Here is a 21789-nt window from a genome sequence, read left to right as displayed (position 1 = left end):
GTGGCAGCGCGATGTCGATGCTGTCCAGAGGGTGTCCGGGTATCCCACCTTGGTGTCCGGGCGGACACCTGCCGGACACTCATGTGGTGCATCATGTGGAGCACTGCATACAAGACTTCGCTTGACTCGACCTGTTGCTTGTTCGATCATCAGGCGCGACGGCGCCGGCCACCCCGGGCCGCGACCAACCAACGAACGGAGACTTCATGAAACGACTGATCCTGGCCGCAGTGCTGGCCGTGGGCGCCGCTGGCGCCGTGCAGGCCGACGACGCCCTCAAGGCCGTCATCGCCGGCGAGCACCGCGCAACCAACGCCGCCCGCGACCAATGGCGCCATCCGTACGAAACCCTGACCTTCTTCGGCATCAAGCCGAACATGACGGTGGTCGAGCTGGTGCCGTCCGGCGGCTGGTACACCGAGATCCTCGCACCCTACCTGCGCGACAAGGGCAAGCTGATCGGCGCAGGCCAGGAGATCGCCCCTGGCAAGCGCTATGGCGAAGCGTTCAAGAAAAAGCTCGATTCGAACCCTGCCCTGTACGGCAAGGTCGTCACCAGCATCTTCGAGCCGCCGACCCGCTACGAGATCGCCCCGGCCAACAGCGTCGACATGGTGCTCACCTTCCGCAACCTGCATAACTGGGTCGGCGCCGGCGACGAAGCGGTCAGGACGACCTTCAAGGAAATTCACAAGGTGCTGAAACCGGGCGGCGTGCTGGGCGTGGTCGACCACCGCCTGCCGGTGTCGATGAAGCAGGACGAAAAGGCCTCGAGCGGCTATGTGCACGAGTCGTACGTGATCAAGATGGCCGAAAGCGTCGGCTTCAAGCTCGCGGCAAAGTCCGAAGTCAACGCCAACCCGAAGGACACCGCGAACCACGAAAAAGGCGTCTGGACCCTGCCGCCGGTCCTGGCCAACAAGGACAAGGACCGCGAGAAGTACATGGCGATCGGCGAGAGCGACCGGATGACGCTGAAGTTCGTGAAGCAGTAAGCCGGACGGGCGGGACGCCAGGTTCCGCCCTCCCACTCGCGCCATTGCGCGAGTGGCTCCCGCCAGCGGCGTGCAAGCCGCTGCGCGCGGCTCAGGGCGACGCGCCCGCGTCGCCGAACAACATCTCCAGGCTCATCGATCCGGCCATTGCCCGGTAGCCCGCATCGCCGGGGTGCAGGTGATCGCCTGAATCATAGGCCGGCAGCATCCGCGACGGCCGTGCAGGGTCGCGCAGCAGCAGGTCGAAGTCGGCCACGGCATCGAACGCGCCGGCACCGCGAATCCAAGCATTGACCTCCTGGCGCAGCCGCTCCTTGGCCGGGCTGTAATGCCCCTCGAAGGGTGTTCCCCGCAAGGCGCCTTCGAACGGCGGCAGCGTCGCTCCCACCACCCGCACGTTGCGTGCATGCGCCGCTGCGATCAGCTGGCGGTAACCGGCGATCAGCCGGGCAGCCGTCGTGGGGCGCTCGCTTGGTGCGAAGGGGCTGCCCGGCCAGCCGATGTCGTTGATCCCGATCAGCACGACCACTGCCGCCACGCCCGGCTGGCTCAGCACATCCTGCTCGAAGCGTGCCAGCGCGTTGACACCCATCCGGTCGCCCAGCAGGCGTGCACCGGAAATCCCGGCATTTGCCACTGCTACGCCGGTAAAACGTTGCGCCAGGAAGTCGGGCCAGCGGCGATCGGCGCCCGGTGTCGAGCCGTTGCCGTCGGTGATCGAGTCGCCGAAGGCGACCACCGTGCGCGTTGCCGGCGGCGCCTCGGCCAGCACCGCGCTCAGGAACAGGCGGCCGGGTACCCGCTGCGCCGACGCCATGGCGGTGGCACCGGTCAGGTTGCCCTTCCCGACCAGGGCTTCCTGCTGGGCGCCCCAGTGGAAGGTGCGCAAGGGCGTCGGCTCGGGCACGAATACCGATACCGCCAGGCGCGCAAAGGCGGCCGGGGCGAGCTCGATCGGGTCGCTGACGAGCGGCGCGCCGGGGGGAACCGACGCACGGCGTTCGCCACCGAAGCGCACGGCGTGGCCGGCGGTGAGCAGCGCCTGCCCGTCCGGTCCCACCGGCGCGACCCGCACTTCGCCCAACACCAGCGGCGCCGTACCGTAGCGGTTCGAGAAGACGAGACGGATACGGCGTCCTCCGCTGCTCAGGCGCACGGTCTCGCGCACCGTGTGGCCGTGCAGGCTTGGGGGCAGCCCGGTCGGCAGGATGAAGTCGGTGTCCCAAAGGGGCTGCGGGCTGGCGAACCAGGAGCTGACCCAGCGGGCAGGTGGCGCCGCGGCATTGGCGCTGACGGCAAGGCCAAGGGCAAGGATCAGCGCGCAGCCATGGGTGCATGCGAAAGCTGCAGGGTTTTTCATGTTGTTCCTGTCGGACGATGAGGAAAGCGTCACGATAGGTTATGCAGATTTGTAATACTACCCGCCAAATTGCGCTAACATGCATTCCAAATATGAATGGGAAGGCGGGATGGATACATTGCGTGCGATGCGCTATTTTGTCCGGGTAATCGAGCTGGGCAGCATCTCGGCAGTCAGCCGCGAGGAAGCGACCAGCCAGCCGAACGTGAGCAAGGTGCTGCGCGCGCTTGAAGCAGAGCTCGGCACGCGCCTGGTCGAACGCAGCACGGCAGGCCTGACGCCGACGGACCAGGGGATGCGCTTCTACCGGCGTGCCAAGGGCGTGCTGGAGGAATACCGGGAAGCACTGGACGAAGCGCGCGGCCTGACCGAGCGCCCGGCCGGCCTGCTGCGCATCAATGCGCCCGTGGCCTTTGGCCAGCTGCGCCTGAACGGGATCGTGCAGCGTTTCATGTCCGCCTGGCCCGAGATCGAAGTCGAACTGATTCTCGAGGACCGCTATGTGGACCTGGTCGAAGACGGTGTCGACGTGGCATTACGCCTGGGCCGCCGCCTGCCGCCCGATGCCATCGCACGCCGCATTGCGGCCTCGCAGCGGCGCCTGTACGCTGCGCCTGCCTACCTGGAGCGCCGCGGGACGCCGGCCGCTCCGGACGAGCTGGCAGCGCACGAATTCATTCGCTTCGCCTGGGCGCTTGACGCTGGCACGCTGCCCCTGGAACGTGGTGGCGAATCCGTGCAGGTGCCGGCCGGCGGGCGCTACCGCATCAACAACGCAATGGCGATCCGCGATGCCATGATCCAGGGCGCCGGTATCGGCCTGTGTCCCGAATGGCTGGTCGACGACCTGCTCACCAGCGGGCAGCTTGCGCCCGTGCTGGACGGATGGAGCGCCGGCGCACAGGAACTGTTCCTGCTATTCCCTTCGCGCCGCTACCAGCCGCTGCGCGCCCGCCTGTTCGCCGAGCAACTGGAGGCCGAAGTCGCCACCCTGCCCGGTTTTGCGTAAAGCGGGACGGCGCTGCTGCGGTCGGGTATGGCCGCCGGTGAACCCGTCACTGCCGTGCTTTTACAGCTTCGCCGCTTTCGCCTTCACTGGCGTGAACAGCAAATCGTGGAAGTCGTAACTGAAGTCGGTCTCGGTGGACACCGCCTTCATCTTGACGTGCTCGATGCTGCCGTCGTGGTCGAGCGAGAAAGTGACGTAGGCGTCGGCGTTGAAGTTGCGCTCCTTCCAGCGCACGATGAAGGTGTCGTGCTGGAAGTGCTCCATTTCGCCGGTCAGGTCGGGCGTGCGCGTGAAGGACATGATCAGCTTGTTGCCGCGCTTGTTATCAGGAATGCGCTTGATCTGCATCGCGCCGTACCACGGGTCTTCGTACTGGCCTTCGTAAGCGGTCAGCGCCAGCGCCGGTTTCGATGCGGCGGCGCGCGTCGCGGACGCCCCTTTGAGGCGCGCCTTTTCCTTCTCGTGCGCTTCGTGTTCGAGGTCGGCGATGGCCTTGATCCAGTCGGTCGGCGCGGAGCCCGTCATGTACTGGTCGAGCAGGCGGTACTGCAGCGCGTTGAGCGACCCGCCGCTCTCGGCGTTGGTGAGAATGGCGATGCCCAGTTTCGACTCCGGCACCAGCAGCACGCGCGAATAGAAGCCCTGCAGGGCGCCGCCGTGCATGGCGACCAGCTGGCCCTTGTAGTCGCGCAGCTGGAAGCCCAGGCCGTAGGCGAAGAAGTTCGGTTTCGTCGCCGCCAGCGGCGGCTTCGGCGTGTTGATCTTCATCGGCGTCTGCGCGGTCCACATCTCGCGCGACTGCGCCTCGCTGAACAGGCGCAGCTCCTTGCCGTCCGCGCCCTTGGAACCCTCGACGCGGCCGCCGTCGAGCAGTACCTTCATCCAGCGCGCGATGTCCTCGGCATTGGTGTTGATGCCGACGGCGCCGACTGCGTTATCGACCGGCATGGATTTGACGGCAGCGATCTTGTCGTTGATCTTGCTGTGCGCGTTCGAGGTGTTCGGGTTGCCCGCGTTCTCGGCCAGGCTGGTGGTGGTCGACTTCATGCCGACGGGTTTGAGGATGCGCTCGCGCACCGTGTCGCCCCAGGATTTACCCGACTTTTGCGCGATGATCTTGCCGGCCACGATATACAGCAGGTTGTCGTAGGCATAGCTGCTGCGGAAGCTCGTCGCCGGCTTCACGTAGCGCAGGCGCTCGATGATTTCGTCGGTGCTGAAATTCGTCGTCGGCCACCACAGCAGGTCGCCCGCGCCGAGGCCCAGGCCGCTGCGGTGCACCAGCAGGTCGCGCACGGTCATTTCGCGCGTGACGTAGGGGTCGTGCATCTGGAAGCCGGGCAGGTGCTTGACGACCGGGTCGTCCCATTTCAGCTTGCCTTCGTCGACCAGCATCGCCAGCGCAGCGGCGGTAAAGGCTTTCGAATTCGAGGCGATCTCGAACAGGGTCTGGCCGTCGACCCTGGCCGGTTCCCCGAGCTTGCGCACGCCGAAGCCGCGCGCGGCAATCACTTTACCGTCCTTGACGACGGCAATCGCGATGCCGGGCACGTCGAAGGCTTTCATGACGCGCGTGACGTCCTGTTCTAGGTCGAATGCCGATGTGGCGGCTGGCGCGACGACCGGAGTAGCGGTATTAACGGCCGGGGCCTGCGCTTGCGCGGCGGCGGCGGTGGTGGTAGCGGCGGCGATCAGGATCGCGGCTGCAATGCGTTTCATCTGCTGCACTCTTCGGTTCCTTTACTGTAGGTTACTTCGTCGTTGCTGCTGCCATCTGTTTGTCGACACTCGATTGCGTCTCGGGGTGGTAGCGCTCGCGCGCCGCCTTGTAGATATTCTCGGCCCACACGCGGTCTTCCGCGTTCGCGCGCAGTGCGGCGTACAGCGGCACCACGAATTTCTGCCGCCCGACGCTGTTCAAGAAAGCCTGGAGCTGCGGACGAATGTCGCGGTAGCCGGCATGCACCGCGGCGCGGTAGAAGCGGAATGCCACTTCGTTGTTGCGCGTCTTCGCCAGGCCGAATGCGCTGTCCAGTTCCTTCAGGCGGGCCGCATCGGCCTTGTTGTCGATATCGTTCAAAAACTTCATCCACTCGTTGGCGGTCCAGTTTTTCGTATCGAGCTTCGCGGTCGGCAGAGTGCCCTTCAGCCAGGCGGCAGTGGTTGCGTCCAGGGCGACCAGGCGCTGCGACTTCGCATACTGCGCGCTTTTCGGGATGCCCGGGCCGTACAGCCATTCGTCGAGTTCCGAGTCGCTCATCACCTGCGGGTGTTTCGCCAGCAGGTTGGTGCGCAGGTAGGCGACAAAACGGTCGGTGGTAACGCTCTGGAATGCGTGCGTGTCGAACCAGCCGCGCAGGAAGGGATCGAACACGGCGCGGCCGGCGCGCTGCTCGAGGGTGCGCAGCAGCCAGGCGCCCTTTGGATAGGCAAGGCCTTCATCGGTGTAGGTGGCCGACCCCGTATCCGGGTCGCGCGTGACGAGGGCCTGTTTGCCTGGGGCCAGGTCCTTCAGCGATTCGATCGCCTCTTCCTGCTCGAGCTGCAGGTTCATGGTCGCCACTTCCTCGCCGTACAGCACCTCGAGGATGCGCGTGGTGACGTAGGTGGTAAAACCTTCGTTCAGCCACCAGTGCTTCCACGAGGCGTTGGTCACCAGGTTGCCCGACCAGCTATGCGCCAGTTCGTGCGCGATCAGGTCGACCAGGCTGCGGTCGCCCGCGATCATGGTGGGCGTCAGGAAGGTCAGGCGCGGGTTTTCCATGCCGCCGATCGGGAACGAGGGCGGCAGCACCAGCATGTCGTAACGCCCCCAGCGATAAGGGCCGTAGAGCGATTCGGCGGCGGCCACCATCTTTTCGGTGTCGGCCAGTTCGTAGGCGGCGGCGTCGATGCGCCCTGGTTCCGCGTACACGCCGGTGCGCCCGCCGAGCGTGCGCGTTTCCAGTTCGCCGATGCCGATCGCCAGCAGGTAGGATGGAATCGGCTGCGGCATGGTGAACTTCCAGCCACCCCTGCCCGTCGCTTTCGGGTCGTTATCGGCGCTCATCACGACGCGCAGGCCCTCGGGCGCTTCGATGCGCGCGCTATACGTGAAACGCACCGAGGGCGTGTCCTGCACCGGCACCCAGGAACGGGCATTGATCGCCTGCGACTGGCTGAACATGAAGGGGCGCTTGCCGGAGAGCGTCTGCGCGGGGCTGAGCCACTGCAGCGCGCTGGCGGTCGGCGCGGTGCGGTAATGGATGCGCACCTTCGGCGCCTGCGCCGGCAGGTCGATGTGCAGCGCCTGGCCCTTCTCGGCGTCGAACTTGCCCTGCGTGTACTTCACGGGCGTCCAGCGCCCGCGCGTGTCGATCGCTTCGACCTTCGAGATCGCCAGGTCGCGCGTATCGAGGTCGAGTCGGCGCGCCGATGTATCCAGCCAGTCGAGGCTCAGTTCGGCATGGCCAGCCAGCGTCTTCTTCGTGAAATCGGCCTTCAGGTCGAGGTGCAGGGCGCGCGTCCTGACCTGGTCGTAGTTCGCGTAGCTAAGGGGGTCGAGCGCGCATGCGGCGCTGGCGGACAGGCCGAGGATGGCGCAGGCGCTGGCGCGCAGGAGGGTGCTGGTGTTCATGTCGTGGTGTAAGGCAGAGCGGAGGGCGCGAGCAGAATAGCACTTTCATGAGGGGCGGGAAAGCTCTCCTCTCGAGGGCACGCTTGCGTTGGTTTTCGGGACGGATTGGCATCTGCCGGCGCGCCGACTCTGCTATGATCCGCGCTTTTGCGCTTTCGCGCTTTCACCCCCACCTGCGCCCTTATGGATGCCTTTCTCGTCGCAACCGGCATCGTCGCCCTCGCTGAAATCGGCGACAAGACGCAGCTCCTCGCTTTCCTCCTGGCCGCCCGCTTTCGCCGGCCGCTGCCGATTGTGCTCGGCATTTTTGTCGCCACCCTTCTGAATCACGCCTTTGCCGCCGCCGTCGGTGCGCTCGTCAGCGAGCTGCTGGGCCCATCCGTGATGCGCTGGGTGCTTGGCCTGTCCTTCCTCGCCATGGCGGTATGGACGATGATCCCCGACGAGATCGACGAAACCGAAGCCTCGCTGGCACGTTTCGGCGTCTTCATGACGACGCTGATTGCCTTTTTTGTCGCCGAGATGGGCGACAAGACGCAAGTGGCGACCGTGGCCCTGGCCGCGCGCTACAGCGAGATGGCGATGGTCGTCGCCGGCACCACCCTGGGCATGATGCTGGCGAACGTGCCGGCCGTGTATTTCGGCGAGCGCATTGCGGGCAAAGTGCCGCTCACCCTGGTGCATGGGATTGCGGCACTGATTTTTGCGGGACTGGGGATTGCGACGCTGCTGGGGGCGGGCGAGCGTTTCGGGTTTTGAACGCGGTGTTCGATATGCGATCGGGCGTTGAACGCGTGGACGGGGAACCCGTCCACCCTACACTGGCTTGCGGAACGCTGTCTCTTATCGGAGGGACGTAGGGTGGACGGCTCTGCCGCCCACGCGTTCAACGCACGGTTGAACACCCCCAGCCACACTCACCGCCAGCGCGTCATCCACTTGTCGTAGAAGCCCAGGTCGCGCGGCACGGCGCCGGGAATGGCGCAGATCGCGCCGGCGAATTCATTGGCGCGCGCCAGGGTCAGCTCGAGCGGCCAGCCGCGGGCGCGGCCGAGCAGGAAGATGGCGGAAAACGCGTCGCCCGCCCCTACCGTGTCGATCACGAAGGGCGGCGCCGGCGTGTCTCGGGTGTCGATGGTGGTGCCGTCGGCGCCGAAATACACCGAACCGCGATGCCCCAGCGTGACGATCAGCGCCTGCAGCCCGAACATCTGCAGCAGCGCGCGGCAGGCGGAACGCGTTTCGTCGGGCGCCATCGGCGGATCGTTCGGCCCCAGCTGGAACCAGGTCTGGAACAGCGACTGCAGCTCGTCTTCGTTGAGCTTGGCGATGTCGGCGGCGTGCAGCGAATCGGCGATGGTGCGCTCGTCGACCTGGCCGTCGCGCAGGTTGAGGTCGAGGTAGCGGGTTGTGCCGGGGATTGCGCCGGTTGCGGACAGCAGGGCCTTGAGCGTGCCGCGCGAACGCTCGGCGCGCTGGGCCAGCGTGCCGAAATACAGCGCGCCGGGCGCGGCGGTGGCGGACGCCGCCAGCGCCGCCAGCGCCTCCTCGCGTCCGATGTAGTCATACGCCTGGTTCGGCACGATGACGAAGCGGTGTCCCTTTGCGCCGCGCTCGACCAGCACACGGCCGGTTTCCTCGATCGTATCGACCTGCAGGCCGGCCTGCGACATCGCGAAGCGTTCGAACTCGGCGCGGATGGTATCGCCATTGTGGTCAGCGCCGACGCGGGTAATCATCAGCTGCGGCGCCATGAAGGCGGCCAGGTGGCGCGCGACGTTGAACGGCGCGCCGCCGACCACCTGCTCGGTGGCGAAATCGTCGACCAGCGCTTCGCCGAAGACGACGGTCGCCAGGGTGCCACTATTCACACCATTGACCTGCGCGCTCATGCTTCCACTGGGACGGTGTCCTTGAAGGAAACACGCTCGCCCAGTTTGTCGAACAGTTTTGCGAGGTTCGGATAGTCGCCGCGCCAGTCGATATCGGGGAAACGGAACGCGATCCAGCCGAGCGCGCAACCGACGGCCACGTCGGCCAGCGTGTACGACTTGCCCATGCAGAACGGCTGCTCGCCTAGTTTTTCGGACATCACGGCCAGGCCCGCATGCACCTTGCCGAGCTGGCGCTCGATCCACTGCGGGCTCTGCTGCTCTTGCGGTCGCAGCGTCTTTTCCAGGCGCACCAGCACGGCGGCATCGAGCACGCCGTCGGCCAGCGCTTCCCACACCTTGACGTCGGCGCGGTCGCGCCCGTTCCCGTTCGCGGGCAGCAACTTGCACACGGGCGTGAGCGTGTCGAGGTATTCGGCGATCACGCGCGAATCGTAGAGCGCACTGCCGTCTTCCATCACCAGGCAGGGCACCTTGCCCAGCGGGTTGGACCGGTGTACTTGCGTCTCGGCGCTCCACACATTGTCGAGCTCGAATGAATAGTCGAGCTTCTTCTCCGCCAGCACGACGCGGACCTTGCGCACATACGGACTGGTGTTCGAACCGATGAGTTTCATAGATGCTCGGAAAGGGGGATTTGGTAGGAGTATAACATCGGCTGGAGGCCTGAATTCGGCCCAAGCGACCGTTTGCGCTGCGCCCACCACAAAGCCCCAACGGGCCTGCGGTGGTAAAATCCGCGTTTTTGCACGGACCGCCCGCCATGACCGCTACCGCCCCACTTTCCTCCCTGTCGGCCCTGTCGCCGCTCGACGGCCGCTACGCGGCCAAGACCGACCAGCTGCGCCCGATCCTGTCCGAAGCCGGCTTCATGCACCATCGCGTGATGGTCGAGATCGCCTGGCTGCAGGCGCTGGCACAGGCCGGCTTTGCCGAGATCAAGCCGTTCTCGACCGAAGCAAGCGCCCACCTCGACAAGATCGCGTCGGGTTTCAGCGAGGGCGATGCGGCGCGCATCAAGGAAATCGAGGCGGTCACCAACCACGACGTCAAGGCGGTCGAGTACTGGCTGAAGGAACAGGTCAAGGACGTACCGGAACTGGTGGCGGCCTCCGAGTTCATCCACTTCGGTTGCACCTCGGAAGACATCAACAACACCTCGCACGGCATGATGCTGAAAGCCGCGCGCGATACCGTGATGCTGCCGGCCCTGCAGGGCATTGTTGCCAAGCTGACCGAGATCGCCCACACCAACGCGGCGCTGCCGATGCTCTCGCGCACCCACGGCCAGACCGCCAGCCCGACCACGCTCGGCAAGGAATTCGCCAACGTCGTCGCGCGCCTGCAACGTGCCGTCAAACGGATCGCCGACGTCGAGATCCTCGGCAAGATGAACGGCGCGGTCGGCAACTATAACGCGCACCTGTCGGCCTACCCGGGCTTCGACTGGCCCGCGTTCTCGAAGGACGTGATCGAGTCGCGGCTTGGCTTAACGTTTAACCCGTACACCATCCAGATCGAACCGCACGACTACATGGCCGAGATGTTCGATGCCATCGCCCGCGCCAACACCATCCTGCTCGACCTGAACCGCGACATCTGGACTTACGTGTCGCTGGGCTACTTCAAGCAAAAGCTGAAGGCCGGCGAGATCGGTTCGTCGACCATGCCGCATAAAGTCAACCCAATCGACTTCGAGAATTCCGAAGGCAACCTAGGCCTGGCCAATGCCGTGCTGCGCCACATGGCCGAAAAGCTGCCGGTCTCGCGCATGCAGCGCGACCTGACCGACTCGACCGTGCTGCGCAACATTGGCGTCGGCTTCGGCTATGCGCTGCTGGCCTATGACAGCTGCCTGCGCGGCCTGAACAAGCTGGAAGTGAACGCCGCCAAACTGGAGCAGGACCTGGACGCGAACTGGGAAGTGCTGGCCGAGCCGGTGCAGACGGTGATGCGCCGCTACGGCATCGAGAACCCGTACGAACAGCTGAAGGAACTGACCCGCGGCAAGGGCATTACGAAAGAGGCGCTGCGCGAGTTCATCGAGACGCTGGCAATTCCCCAGGAAGCGAAAGAATTGCTGCTGAAAATGACGCCGGCGAACTACACGGGTCTGGCGGCAGAGCTGGCCAAGGCGATCTAAGCGTTCGGCGGATGCTTCGTCCAAAAAAAGCCCGCGCCAGAAATGGCGCGGGCTTTTTTTATGTTGTTGCCGTAGGTTGGATGGTCTCCCCTTTAGTTCTGCCACACCAATTTGACCGCTACCGTGCGCGGCACCTCAGCACGCGTCGTGATACCACCGTATTCCGGATGGCTGCCGTTCAGGTTCATGGCGGCGACCGACAGCTCGAGGCCGGGCCGCACGCGCCATCCGAAGCGCGCATCCAATGCGGTGTAGCCCGGCACGGGACCGAGGTCGAGCGCGCCGACCTTGCGCAAGGCAATCTCGACATCGCGGCTTGCGTCGACGCTGTAAGTCGAGCGCAGCTGCAGGCTGTGCGACGGGTCAAACCCGGCATTCAAGGGGCCGCTGACATCGTTGCTTTCGGGCTTCAGGTACGCGCGTTCGCGCATCGCCGTCAGCCCGCCCGACAGGCGCCACGCTTTCGTCGCCTGGAAGCTGCCCCACATCTCGATCCCAAGCGCGTGGCCATCCATCAGGTTCGCAAAGCGGACCGCGGTACGGCTCGGCAACAATTCCTGGGTGCGCAGGTGGTCGTAATCGTTATAGAACAGCGTGGCCGAGTACGACAGGCGCGGCAGCGGCTGGCCGCGATAGCCCAGTTCGAACACCTTGGCCACCTCCGAGCGCACGCCGGGGCCGCCCGCCAGGATATAGGGCGGCCGCCCCGGGATGAAGGTATCGGCGTCGATGCGCGATGGGGCGCGCACCGCACGCGAGGCCGCGGCCCAGAATGCATGCCCCGGCGCCGCGCTCCATGACAGGCGCGCGCTGGGCAGGAATTCGGCACCCGTATACGGGTTGCTTTCAATGCGCGCGCCGAGCGTGGCGCGCAGCGTGGGCGTAAGCGTGATCTCGTCCTGGGCGAACAGGCTGAGCCAGGTCTGGTTCAGGCGTTCCGGCAGGAAGGCGACGTACTCGCTGCCTTGTACCCGGTCCCAGCTGTAACGCGCATTCGCGCCCCACGCCAGGCTGTGCGCCCCAAACGGCGCCAGCGTATGCTGGAATTGCAAATCGACGATGTCGAGCGATTCGGTAAAGGTCGGCGGCACCTCGCGCCGGGTGTAGTCGTAATACAGTTGCAGGTTGACGCTGCCGCCGTCCTGCAGCGCATGCTGCCAGCCGGCGGTCAGGTTGAGGCCGCGCGTGTCGACCGTGCCCAGCCGGGGATTGGTACCACCGACGCGGATCGTGCCCGGCGCCGGCTGCTCGAAGGCGCCGCGATTGGCATTACCGTTCAGGGTGAAGCGGTCCGCGCCACGCTCCCAGTCGGTGCGAAAGCCCATCTGCCCGGAGTGCCAGGCGTCATTGACGGGCGCGCCACTGGCCCGCTCCGTGTGCGAACGTCCCTGCGCCTTGCCGTAGACGCGCCAGCTGGCCTCGCCTTTGCGTCCGCCCTGGCGAAACGCGACATCGGCGCCATCGTTCGCGCCGCGCAGCATGGCCAGGCTACCCTGCGTGTCATGCGCCGAGCGAGTGGTGATGTTGATGACGCCGTTAACGGCATTCACCCCCCACAGGGTGCCGCCCGGACCGCTGACGACTTCGATGCGCTCGATGTCCTCCAGCATCACGTCCTGCACGTCCCAGAACACGCCGGAAAACAGCGGCGTGTAGACCGAGCGTCCATCGATGAGCACCAGCAGCTTGTTCGGGGCACTGTTACCGCCGCCATTCAGGCCGCGCGCCGTGATCGCATACGACGCGCCGTTCCCTTGCGCGACCTGCAAGTTGGGCGCCAGGCGCAGCGCTTCGGGCAAGGTCGAGGCGCCCGAGCGGCGGATGTCGTCGGCCGTGATGACGAACACCGACGCCGGGGCCTCGAGCAGGCGCTCGGGCTTTTTCGACACCGACGTCACCTGGATGTTGGCCAGTTCCTCGATCGACAGGTCGGCAAAGTCCGCACCTTCGGGCTGGTCGACAGCTGCCGCGCTCGCAGCCGTAACAGCGCCGGCAGCCAGCGCGCAGCCGAGCAACAGGGCCAGGGGGCGCAGGCGTGGCCGGCTCGGATGACAGTTGTACATATGATTCCTCGACTCGATGCGAACAGGCTCGCCCTGGACTTCCAGGCCTTGCGCGCTCTTTACGAATTTTACATTCCGAGCCGCTTACGCCTGTGCACGTTTAACAATTGCTGATAGTGTACAAAAGAAACAGTTGTCCGGTGAGCGCCGTTCGTTCTTTTTTGTTATAGTTTTGTTCTAGTCAGTACCAAGTACACCATCGGGCCATTATGCAGCGCTACTCTTCCATCGCCATCGCCTTGCATTGGCTGATCGCCCTCCTGATCGTCGCCACATTCACGCTTGGCCTGGTGATGACGGACATCCCCGGCCTGACGCCGACCAAGCTGCGTTATTTTTCGTGGCATAAATGGGCCGGGGTAACAGTCCTGGCGCTGGCCGCGCTGCGACTGCTGTGGCGCCTGCGCCGCAGCCCGCCCGCCTACCCCGACACGGTGGCGCCCTGGCAGGGCCGCGCCGCGCACCTGTTGCATGGCCTGTTGTATGTCATGATGTTTGCCGTTCCCCTGTCGGGTTATTTCTACAGCCTGGCGGCCGGCGTGCCGGTCGTGTATTTCGGCCTGTTCCCGCTGCCGGTCCTGATCGACGCCGACCCTGCCCTGAAACCCGTGCTCGGCGCCCTGCACTACTGGCTCAACATGGGCCTGGCAGGTCTCGTGGCCCTGCACGTGCTGGCCGCGTTCAAGCACCTGCTGGTCGACCGCGACGGCATCATGGGACGCATGCTGCCGTTCTCTAAATAAGGAAATCGATGAAAACCCTGCACCTGCTCTCCGCCGCAGCGCTGCTCGCCAGCGCATTTGCCAGCCCCATCGCCGGCGCCGTCCCGCTCAAGACCGATCCGGCCAAAAGCGGCGTCGCCGCCGTGTTCAAGCAAATGAACGTGCCGGTCGAAGCGAAATTCAAAACCTTTACGGCCAACATCGATTACGACGCCGCGCGCCCGGAAGCGTCGAAAGCGACCGTCGACATCACGACGGCCAGCATCGACCTCGGCGACGCCGAATACAATCGGGAAGTTGCCAAGAAGGAGTGGTTTAATACGGCACAGTTCCCAAAAGCGAGCTTCACGTCGACCTCGATCAAGGCTGCCGGCCCCGGCAAACTGAACGTCGCCGGCAAGCTGACGCTCAAGGGACGGGTTGCCGACGTCAGTTTTCCACTGACGGTCAGATCCGAAGCCGGAAAACAAGTGTTCGAAGGACAGTTGCCGATTCGACGGCTGGCTTTTAATATCGGCGAAGGCGAGTGGAAAGACACGAGCATGGTCGCCGACGAAGTTGTCATCAAATTCCGCGTCACCGCGGGTAAATAACTCATTAACCAAGGGATGTACCCTATGAAATTCAAGTTCCTAATCGCCGCCACGCTTGCCACCAGCGCCAGCTTCGCCTGCGCTGCCGCCGATACCTACCAGATCGAGCCGAACCACACTTACCCGAGCTTCGAAGCCGACCACATGGGCATTTCGGTCTGGCGCGGCAAGTTCACCAAGACCAGCGGCACCGTCGTGCTCGACCGCGCGGCGAAAAGCGGCAGTGTCGACATCACGATCGACATGAACAGCGTCGATTTCGGCCACCAGAAGATGAACGAGCACGCTAAAAAGCCGGACATTTTCGACGTCGCCAAATACCCGACCGCCACTTTCAAGGGCAATAAAGTGCGCTTCAACGGCGACACCCCGGTGGCCGTCGACGGCGATTTCACCCTGCACGGCGTCACCAAGCCGCTGACGCTGACCATCAACAAATTCAAGTGCATCGACCACCCGATGCTCAAGCGCGAAGTCTGCGGCGCCGATGCGTCGGCCACCTTCCAGCGCAGCGACTACGGCGTCACCTTCGGCCTGCCGCGCTTCTCGCCGGAAGTCAAGCTGGCGATCCAGGTGGAAGCCGTCAAGCAATAAGCTTTTCGGCATCCCCGCCATAAAGAAAAAAGCCCCGCTACCTTTCGGCAGCGGGGCTTTTTTTACCTCTCTTGCGACGCCGAATTACTTGCCGTCACGGTCCGAGTCGCCCGGAATGGCGCGCTCGACCTTGTCCCAGGCCGCGCGGCTGGCCATCTTGGCCTGGTCCCACGACAGGCGCGAGTTACCCTTGGTGGTGTTCCACTCGTCCGACAGGTGCGACTCGTTCTGGTCGTAGCTGCCTGGGTAACGGCTCTTGCCGTTGTAGCCCAGCGCATAGGCCGGCTGGTAGTCGTCGTAGGTGTAACCCGGCGTGTAGTGCGACTGGGTCTGGTACGTATTGCGCCAGTGCGCGTCTTCCTGCGCAGGGTTGACCATGCCGCCGACACCCTTGCCGGCCATGCCGCCGACTGCGGCGCCGATGCCCGCACCCACGACCGCGCCGATCGGGCCGCCCACGGCGCCAACCGATGCACCAGCCAGCGCTCCGCCGCCGGCGCCAACACCTTTGGCGAGGTTATGGTCGCTGCGCTCGTCGTCCGGCTTCGAGTTGACGACTTCGCCAGCACCCTTGCCTGCAGCACCGCCCGCCAGGCCGCCGATCACGGCGCCCGCAGCCATGCCGATCGGGCCGCCGACGGCGCCGACCGATGCACCAGCCAGCGCACCGCCGCCAGCGCCGACACCTTGCGCCAGATTATGGTCGTTCAGGTCGTCGTTGCCCTTCGGGTTCACGACTTCGCCAGCGCCACGGCCGGCAGCGCCGCCCGCCAGGCCACCGACAACGGCGCCCGCAGCCATGCCGATCGGGCCGCCCACGGCGCCCAGCGCCGCGCCAGTCGCTGCACCGGTGCCGGCGCCGACGCCCTTGGCCAGGTGGTGTTCGTTCAGGTCGTCACCGGCTTTCGGGTTGACGACTTCGCCCACGCCCTTGCCGGCCATGCCGCCAGTGACACCGCCGATGGCGGCGCCAGCGATGGTACCGATCGGACCGGCTGCGGAGCCGATGGCGGCACCGGCCAGTGCACCGCCGACCGCGCCGACGCCGGTGCCGATCACGTGCGAGCCACCGTGTTCGGTCCACGAACGCTCGATATGGGCAGCATCTTCATCCGAACGGGCATTCACGCCCATCAGGATGCCGCCCTGCTTGATGCCGGCTTCATAGTGCTGGGCACGCTCTTCAGGGATGCCGGCGCCGATCAGGGCGCCGATCAGGCCACCGGTCAGGCCGCCGGCGCCGGCGCCGGCCAGGGCTGCTGCCAGGGGACCCGCTACGACCAGGCCAACGCCAGGCAGCACGAGGGTGGTGCCGACGGCGGCGATGCCTGCCAGGACGGCGCCGATGGTGCCGCCGATGCCGGCGCCAATGCCAGCGCCTTCGGCGGCCTTGCTGCCCAGTTCCGTATCGGTATCTGCAAAGTGGGTCTTGCGGGTCTCATCAGCCATCATCAGGTTGACGTCGTCCTTGCTGTAACCACGCTCCGAGACGGCGCCGTAAGCGCGCTCTGCGCTGGCACGGTCCGGGAACAGGCCGGTGACCATACGCGAATTCTGGGTATTGTTGGAATCGTAGCTCATGATGTATCCCTTTCAAAGGTCGTTATGGCATTCAGGTCTTGCAACAGTAGGTTGCCAGTGGTCGAACAATATGCCCCCCGGACACGCTCTTCTGTACGGTGCCGCACTCACTTCAGGACATTCCAAAATAGCAACTTCTAATGCAAAAAAATGTTTGCGGAACGTCATGCACTGATTCGTCGTCTAACGTTCGTTGCCGCACCGACCCGATGGGTTGAGGTTCCGTAGACTTTTTCACATGGCCACAGCAATCAATTGGCCTCGGGTAGGTTTTTTTTAACTTGAGGAGGAATCAAAATGCTATTCATTATCTGGATCGTCGTCGGTGGTATCCTGGGCTGGCTCGCAAGCATGGTCATGAAGACGGATGCTGAGCAAGGTATGATCTTGAACATCGTGGTTGGTATCGTTGGCGCCTTCCTGGGCGGCTGGCTGCTTTCCCCGCTGTTTGGTTCCGGCACCATCAATTCCGATGACTTCAGCGTCTCCTCGCTGCTGGTCTCGTTCCTGGGCGCTGTCATCCTGCTGGCTATCGTGAACCTGCTGCGTCGCGGCCGCGTTCGCTAATAATAAGTTGGACTGCCCTACATAAAACCAACGCTTTCATGCGTTGGTTTTTTTTCGCCCGGACATACCCATGCGTGCCAATACCATCGCCGTTTCAATTTCCACCAGCATCTTGACGCTCGTCGTTGGTTTTCTTGCGCTCAATTTCATGCCGAGCGAGAAGCAGATCGAGACCCAATTAATTCGCCAGTACGACGTGCACGACGCCCAGTTCCGGCGCTCGATGGGCGTGCTGCTCGGCCCCCCCATCATCGAGGGCAACCGCGTCGAGGCACTGCTCAACGGCGACCAGATCTTCCCGGCGATGCTCGCCGCTATTCGTGGCGCGCAGAAAAGCATCACCTTTGAAACCTATATTTATTGGTCCGAATCGATCGGCCACGAATTTTCCGATGCGCTGTGCGAACGCGCCCGCGCCGGCGTGAAAGTCCACCTGATGCTCGACTTCGTCGGCAGCATGAAGATGGACGACGCCGCCCTCCAGAAGATGCGCGACGCCGGCGTGCAGGTCCAGCGCTACCACAAGCCGACCTGGTGGAAACTGGCGCGCCTGAACAACCGCACCCACCGCAAGCTCCTGATCGTCGACGGCGCAGTCGGCTTCACGGGCGGGGTCGGCATTGCCGACCAGTGGCGCGGCAATGCCCAGGACGAAAAGCACTGGCGCGACACCCATTTCCGCATCGAAGGCCCGGTCGTCGGCCAGATGCAGGCGGTCTTCACCGACAACTGGACCAAGGCGACCGGCAAGGTGCTCGACGGCGCGCTGTATTTCCCGCCCCTCGTCGCCCGCGGCACGATGCCGGCGCAAATGTTTTCCAGCTCCCCGACCGGGGGCAGCGCCAGCATGCACCTGATGTATTTGCTGGCCATTACCGCCGCGCGCGAGTCGATCGACCTGTCGGCCTCGTATTTCGTGCCGGACGAGCTGGCCATCCGCGCCCTGGTTGCGGCCGCCAAACGGGGCGTGCGGGTACGCATCATCACGCCGGGCACGAAAATCGACGCTGAAGTGGTACGCCAGGCCTCGCGCGAGCGCTGGGGCCGCCTGCTCGAAGCCGGGGTCCAGATCGCCGAATACCAGCCGACGATGTACCACGTGAAGGCGCTGATCGTCGACGCGCTGATGGTGTCGGTCGGCTCGACCAATTTCGACAACCGCTCGTTCAGCATCAACGACGAAGCGAACCTGAACGTGCTCGACGCCGATTTCGCGCGCGTCCAGGTCGCCGTGTTCGAAGACGACTGGCGCCGCGCGCGCCGGATGACGCTGGCAACCTGGCAAAACCGTCCGTGGACGGAAAAATTGAGCGGCGAATTCTTCTCTCTGTTCGGTTCGCAGCTTTAAGCAGACGGCATAGGAAATAACGGTTGACGAGCCGACAGCGGATTACGGATACTCTCGGGATGCTCTTTTCGAGCCCGGTGTTTCCGATAAATTTCCTGATCGATCGCGAATGAAAAAGACTCTCCTCTCGCTGGCCATCTTCACCAGCTTCGCCGCACAAGCGGACGAAGGCATGTGGATGCCGCAGCAGCTGCCACAAGTAGCCCAGCAACTGAAGGCCGCCGGCCTCGAACTCGACCCGGCAACGCTGACCAAACTGACCGAATTCCCGATGGGCGCAATCGTCAGCCTGGGCGGCTGCTCGGCCTCGTTCGTGTCGCCGCAGGGCCTGGTGGTCACGAATCACCACTGCGTCTACAACAGCATCGCCGTCAACTCGACCCCGCAGCGCGACCTGCTGGCAAACGGTTTCCTGGCCAAGACCTTTGCTGAAGAAGTGCCGGCCTCGCCTGGCAGCCGCGTGTTCGTGACCGAGGAAGTGGCGAACGTCACCGACCAGATCATCGACGCCAAAGTGGCGAAGCTGACCGGCAAGGCACGCATCGACGCGATCGAAAAGAACCAGAAGGAAATGGTTGCAGCCTGCGAAAAGACCCCGGGCTACCGCTGCACCGTGGCCAGCTACTACGGCGGCCTCGAGTTCTATCGCCTGAAGCAGCTGGAAATCCGCGACGTGCGACTGGTGCACGCGCCGCCGTCGGGCGTGGGTAAATTCGGTGGCGACACCGACAACTGGATGTGGCCGCGCCATACCGGCGACTACGGTTTCTACCGCGCCTACGTGTCGAAAGACGGCAAGGCCGCCGACTACTCGACCGACAACGTTCCCTACGTGCCGAAGCACCACCTGAAAGTGGCGGCTGAAGGCTCGAAGGAAGGCGATTTCATCATGGTCCTGGGCTACCCTGGCCGTACCAACCGCCACCGCCTGCCGTCGGAAGTGGCATCCACCTTCGAATGGAACTACCCGGCGTTCGTGCAGGCCTCGGCCGACGTCCTGTCGATCATCGAGCGCGAGACCAAGAACGATCCGGCTGCCAAGCTGAAGTACGCTGGCCAGGTCGCGAACGTCAACAACTACTACAAGAACCGCAAGGGCATGCTGACCTCGTACGAGAACAGCGACTTCCTGGCGCGCAAGACGGCCGAACACAATGCGATGAAGGCCTGGGTCAACGGCGACACGGCCCGCAAGAAGCAGTTCGGCGCCGACATCGAGGCCGTCGAAAAGCTGATCGCCGAGCGCGACAGCAAGGCCAGGAAGAGCTTCTACGCCAGCTACATGCAACCACGTTTCCTGGGCTCGGCACAGACGCTGTACCGCCTGGCCAACGAGCGCACCAAACCGGACGCGCAGCGCAAGTCGGGCTACCAGGAACGCGACATGGCGCGCCTGACCTCGGTCATCACCGGCCAAGACCGCACCTATGACGAAAAGGTCGACAAGGCCCTGGTGCAGCACTTCCTCGCCAAGTACCTGGCCCAGCCGGTGGCCGAGCAGGACGCCGCCTTCAACGCCGCCCTCGGCATCCGTGCCGGCATGAGCCAGGACGAACTGAAGGCCGCGCTCGACAAGGCCTACGCCGGCTCGACCCTGGCCAACAAGGAAGCGCGCACCGCGTGGCTCAAAAAGTCGCCGGCCGAATTCAAGGCCAGCAACGACGCCTTCATCAAGGCTGCCGTCTCCATGTATGACGCCGACCTGAAGAACGAAGCCAAAGAGGAAGAACTCGGCGGCAAGATCCAGAAGTCGTACTCCGGCTACATGAAGGCGAAGATCGCCTACATGAACAGCAAGGGCCAGGCCGTCTACCCGGACGCGAACGGCACCCTGCGCGTGACCTTCGGCAAGATCGCCGGCCGTGAACACGGCGCCGACGGCACCGGTTCGTGGACCGCGTTCACCACCGTCAAAGGCGTGGTTGCGAAGCACACCGGCGAAGGCGAGTTCAACGCCCCAACCGCCCAGCTCGCTGCGATCAAGGCCAAGGACTTCGGCAAGTACGTCGACCCGCAACTGAAGACGGTGCCGGTGAACTACCTGGCAACGCTCGACATCACCGGCGGCAACTCCGGTTCGGCAGCGCTGAACAAGCGCGGCGAGCTGATCGGCCTGGCCTTCGATGGCACCCTGGACTCGATCATCTCGGACTGGGATTTCAATGCGGCAAATACCCGCGACATCCAGGTCGATGTCCGTTACATGCTGTGGAACATGAAACATGTGGACAAGGCGGATAACCTGCTGAAGGAAATGAACGTTCAGTAATCGGCTGAGGCGCCCTGCGCCTCCTCGAAGCGAAAAAGCCACGCTGCCGGAAGGCGCGTGGCTTTTTTTCGCCTGCCCGGCACGGCTGAGAAGCGCTACACTCGAGCATCAATTTGCACACTGCCAGAAGAAAAAACAGGGAGCGATATGCTGCAACAATCAGGCAAGAGCATTGTCCTCGGGCGCCAGAGGGAGTGGGCCCAAGGTCACGCAAAAAGCATCGATTCGCGCGGCTACCTGGATTCGATTGAAGCGAACCTGTTGCAGCCGCTGTCGGCCGTGGCGCTCGCGGGCTTCAAACGCGGCAGCGGTTCCGAACTGGCCGACACCGCCCTGCGTCCTGCCAAAATGAAGGCACTGCACTCGTCCGCCGCGCTGGCCGTGAACGTCTTCGACTACTGGAGCATGCGCGACCCTGCCCCGCTCGGGACCGCCCTGGGCCTTGCACGACTTGGGCGGCAGGACCCCATCCGCGCGATGGCCTTCGAGCGCCAGTATCCGACCGGCCTCGGCGGCAATCCTCCGAATCTGGACATCGCCCTGCACCTTGAATCTGGCTTTACGATTGGTGTCGAGAGCAAGTTCACCGAATGGATGACGCCGAAGTCGACCGGGGAGGACGTGTTCAGGCCCGCGTATTTCCCAGAAGCCAATCCTGTATGGCGCAGCCGTTGCCTTCCCCGCTGCCAGCAACTCGCTGAGGCCATCCAGGCAGGCAAGGAGCGCTTCCAGTGGCTGGACGCGCCCCAACTACTCAAGCACGCGCTCGGCCTCGCCACGGCGCTGCCTGGACAGTTCAGCCTGCAATACCTCTACTTCGACAGCCAGGGCAAGGAAGGTGCGGCCCATCGCGACGAGATCGGGCGGTTTTCGGCAATGGTCGCGGATGAAATCCGCTTCGACTCCCGGACTTACCAGACTCTGTTCGGCGCCATGGCGAACAACTCTTGCGAGCAGGATCGCGACTATATTGCCTACTTGCGCGATCGTTATTTCCTCAGCCGATAGCGCGCAATCCGGTTCTCGTCGAACGGTCA

General features: G+C 64.3%; 18 protein-coding genes. 11 read left to right on the top strand and 7 right to left on the bottom strand.

Annotation, left to right across the window (positions count from 1 at the left end):
* Positions 1 to 206 precede the first annotated feature (206 nt).
* Positions 207 to 995, top strand: a complete 789-nt coding sequence (locus ACFPN5_RS11770; protein ID WP_379783398.1) for a class I SAM-dependent methyltransferase — start codon at positions 207 to 209, stop codon at positions 993 to 995.
* Between the two features lie 91 nt (positions 996 to 1086).
* Here the strand turns inward: ACFPN5_RS11770 and ACFPN5_RS11765 are convergent, their stop codons facing one another.
* Positions 1087 to 2355 carry an SGNH/GDSL hydrolase family protein gene (locus tag ACFPN5_RS11765; protein WP_379783396.1) on the bottom strand — a complete coding sequence of 423 codons (1269 nt, stop codon included), beginning with the start codon at positions 2353 to 2355 and terminating at the stop codon, positions 1087 to 1089.
* Between the two features lie 109 nt (positions 2356 to 2464).
* Between ACFPN5_RS11765 and ACFPN5_RS11760 the strand changes: the two genes are divergently transcribed.
* Positions 2465 to 3364: a LysR family transcriptional regulator gene (locus tag ACFPN5_RS11760; RefSeq protein ID WP_379783394.1), complete on the top strand. Its 900-nt coding sequence runs from the start codon at positions 2465 to 2467 to the stop codon at positions 3362 to 3364.
* A gap of 60 nt (positions 3365 to 3424) precedes the next feature.
* Here the strand turns inward: ACFPN5_RS11760 and ACFPN5_RS11755 are convergent, their stop codons facing one another.
* Both ACFPN5_RS11755 and ACFPN5_RS11750 read right to left on the bottom strand, forming a co-directional pair.
* The gene (locus tag ACFPN5_RS11755) at positions 3425 to 5083 is read right to left on the bottom strand and encodes a serine hydrolase (protein WP_379783392.1); all 1659 of its coding nucleotides are present in this window, start codon (positions 5081 to 5083) and stop codon (positions 3425 to 3427) included.
* Between the two features lie 31 nt (positions 5084 to 5114).
* Positions 5115 to 6980, bottom strand: coding sequence for a M1 family metallopeptidase (locus ACFPN5_RS11750; protein WP_379783390.1), 1866 nt, complete (start codon positions 6978 to 6980; stop codon positions 5115 to 5117).
* Positions 6981 to 7163: 183 nt separating this feature from the next.
* Between ACFPN5_RS11750 and ACFPN5_RS11745 the strand changes: the two genes are divergently transcribed.
* On the top strand, positions 7164 to 7739 hold the full coding sequence (locus ACFPN5_RS11745; RefSeq protein WP_379783388.1) for a TMEM165/GDT1 family protein: 576 nt from the start codon (positions 7164 to 7166) through the stop codon (positions 7737 to 7739).
* Between the two features lie 158 nt (positions 7740 to 7897).
* Here ACFPN5_RS11745 and ACFPN5_RS11740 read toward each other — a convergent pair whose 3' ends face one another.
* Together ACFPN5_RS11740 and ACFPN5_RS11735 are read right to left on the bottom strand one after the other, a co-directional pair.
* Complete coding sequence (locus tag ACFPN5_RS11740) at positions 7898 to 8851, bottom strand: PfkB family carbohydrate kinase (RefSeq protein ID WP_379783386.1); 954 nt, start codon at positions 8849 to 8851, stop codon at positions 7898 to 7900.
* A 17-nt stretch (positions 8852 to 8868) separates the two neighbouring features.
* On the bottom strand, positions 8869 to 9489 hold the full coding sequence (locus ACFPN5_RS11735; RefSeq protein WP_379783384.1) for a glutathione S-transferase N-terminal domain-containing protein: 621 nt from the start codon (positions 9487 to 9489) through the stop codon (positions 8869 to 8871).
* A gap of 146 nt (positions 9490 to 9635) precedes the next feature.
* On the opposite strand from ACFPN5_RS11735, the gene purB reads away from it, so the two are divergent.
* The gene (gene purB, locus ACFPN5_RS11730; protein WP_379783382.1) at positions 9636 to 11015 is read left to right on the top strand and encodes an adenylosuccinate lyase; all 1380 of its coding nucleotides are present in this window, start codon (positions 9636 to 9638) and stop codon (positions 11013 to 11015) included.
* Positions 11016 to 11107: 92 nt separating this feature from the next.
* Here the strand turns inward: purB and ACFPN5_RS11725 are convergent, their stop codons facing one another.
* Positions 11108 to 13078 (bottom strand): TOL_0244 family TonB-dependent receptor, encoded by a 1971-nt coding sequence (locus ACFPN5_RS11725; RefSeq protein WP_379783380.1) that lies wholly within the window; start codon positions 13076 to 13078, stop codon positions 11108 to 11110.
* Positions 13079 to 13287: 209 nt separating this feature from the next.
* Here ACFPN5_RS11725 and ACFPN5_RS11720 point away from each other — a divergent pair, with 209 nt between their 5' ends.
* Genes ACFPN5_RS11720 through ACFPN5_RS11710 form a run of 3 tightly spaced genes read left to right on the top strand, consistent with a single transcriptional unit; the run spans position 13288 to position 14987 of the window.
* Positions 13288 to 13821, top strand: a complete 534-nt coding sequence (locus ACFPN5_RS11720) for a cytochrome b (protein WP_379783378.1) — start codon at positions 13288 to 13290, stop codon at positions 13819 to 13821.
* Between the two features lie 8 nt (positions 13822 to 13829).
* Positions 13830 to 14393 (top strand): YceI family protein, encoded by a 564-nt coding sequence (locus tag ACFPN5_RS11715; protein ID WP_379783376.1) that lies wholly within the window; start codon positions 13830 to 13832, stop codon positions 14391 to 14393.
* Between the two features lie 24 nt (positions 14394 to 14417).
* The gene (locus tag ACFPN5_RS11710; RefSeq protein WP_379783374.1) at positions 14418 to 14987 is read left to right on the top strand and encodes a YceI family protein; all 570 of its coding nucleotides are present in this window, start codon (positions 14418 to 14420) and stop codon (positions 14985 to 14987) included.
* An 84-nt stretch (positions 14988 to 15071) separates the two neighbouring features.
* On the opposite strand, the gene ACFPN5_RS11705 is transcribed toward ACFPN5_RS11710, so the two are convergent.
* Positions 15072 to 16568 carry a hypothetical protein gene (locus ACFPN5_RS11705; protein WP_379783372.1) on the bottom strand — a complete coding sequence of 499 codons (1497 nt, stop codon included), beginning with the start codon at positions 16566 to 16568 and terminating at the stop codon, positions 15072 to 15074.
* A gap of 297 nt (positions 16569 to 16865) precedes the next feature.
* Between ACFPN5_RS11705 and ACFPN5_RS11700 the strand changes: the two genes are divergently transcribed.
* The 4 genes from ACFPN5_RS11700 (at position 16866) to ACFPN5_RS11685 (ending at position 21760) form a co-directional block, all read left to right on the top strand.
* Positions 16866 to 17135, top strand: a complete 270-nt coding sequence (locus tag ACFPN5_RS11700) for a GlsB/YeaQ/YmgE family stress response membrane protein (protein ID WP_211526581.1) — start codon at positions 16866 to 16868, stop codon at positions 17133 to 17135.
* 70 nt (positions 17136 to 17205) lie between these two features.
* Positions 17206 to 18483, top strand: a complete 1278-nt coding sequence (locus tag ACFPN5_RS11695; protein WP_379783369.1) for a phospholipase D-like domain-containing protein — start codon at positions 17206 to 17208, stop codon at positions 18481 to 18483.
* 109 nt (positions 18484 to 18592) lie between these two features.
* Entirely contained in the window at positions 18593 to 20752 is a 2160-nt protein-coding gene (locus tag ACFPN5_RS11690) for a S46 family peptidase (protein WP_379783367.1), read from the top strand.
* A gap of 57 nt (positions 20753 to 20809) precedes the next feature.
* Positions 20810 to 21760, top strand: coding sequence for a PGN_0703 family putative restriction endonuclease (locus tag ACFPN5_RS11685; RefSeq protein ID WP_379783365.1), 951 nt, complete (start codon positions 20810 to 20812; stop codon positions 21758 to 21760).
* The last annotated feature ends 29 nt before the right edge of the window (positions 21761 to 21789 follow it).

Origin of the sequence: Massilia niabensis, assembly GCF_042655085.1 — a bacterium.
Taxonomy (GTDB): Bacteria; Pseudomonadota; Gammaproteobacteria; order Burkholderiales; family Burkholderiaceae_D; genus Telluria; species Telluria niabensis.
This window is presented reverse-complemented; position numbering and strand designations above follow the sequence as displayed.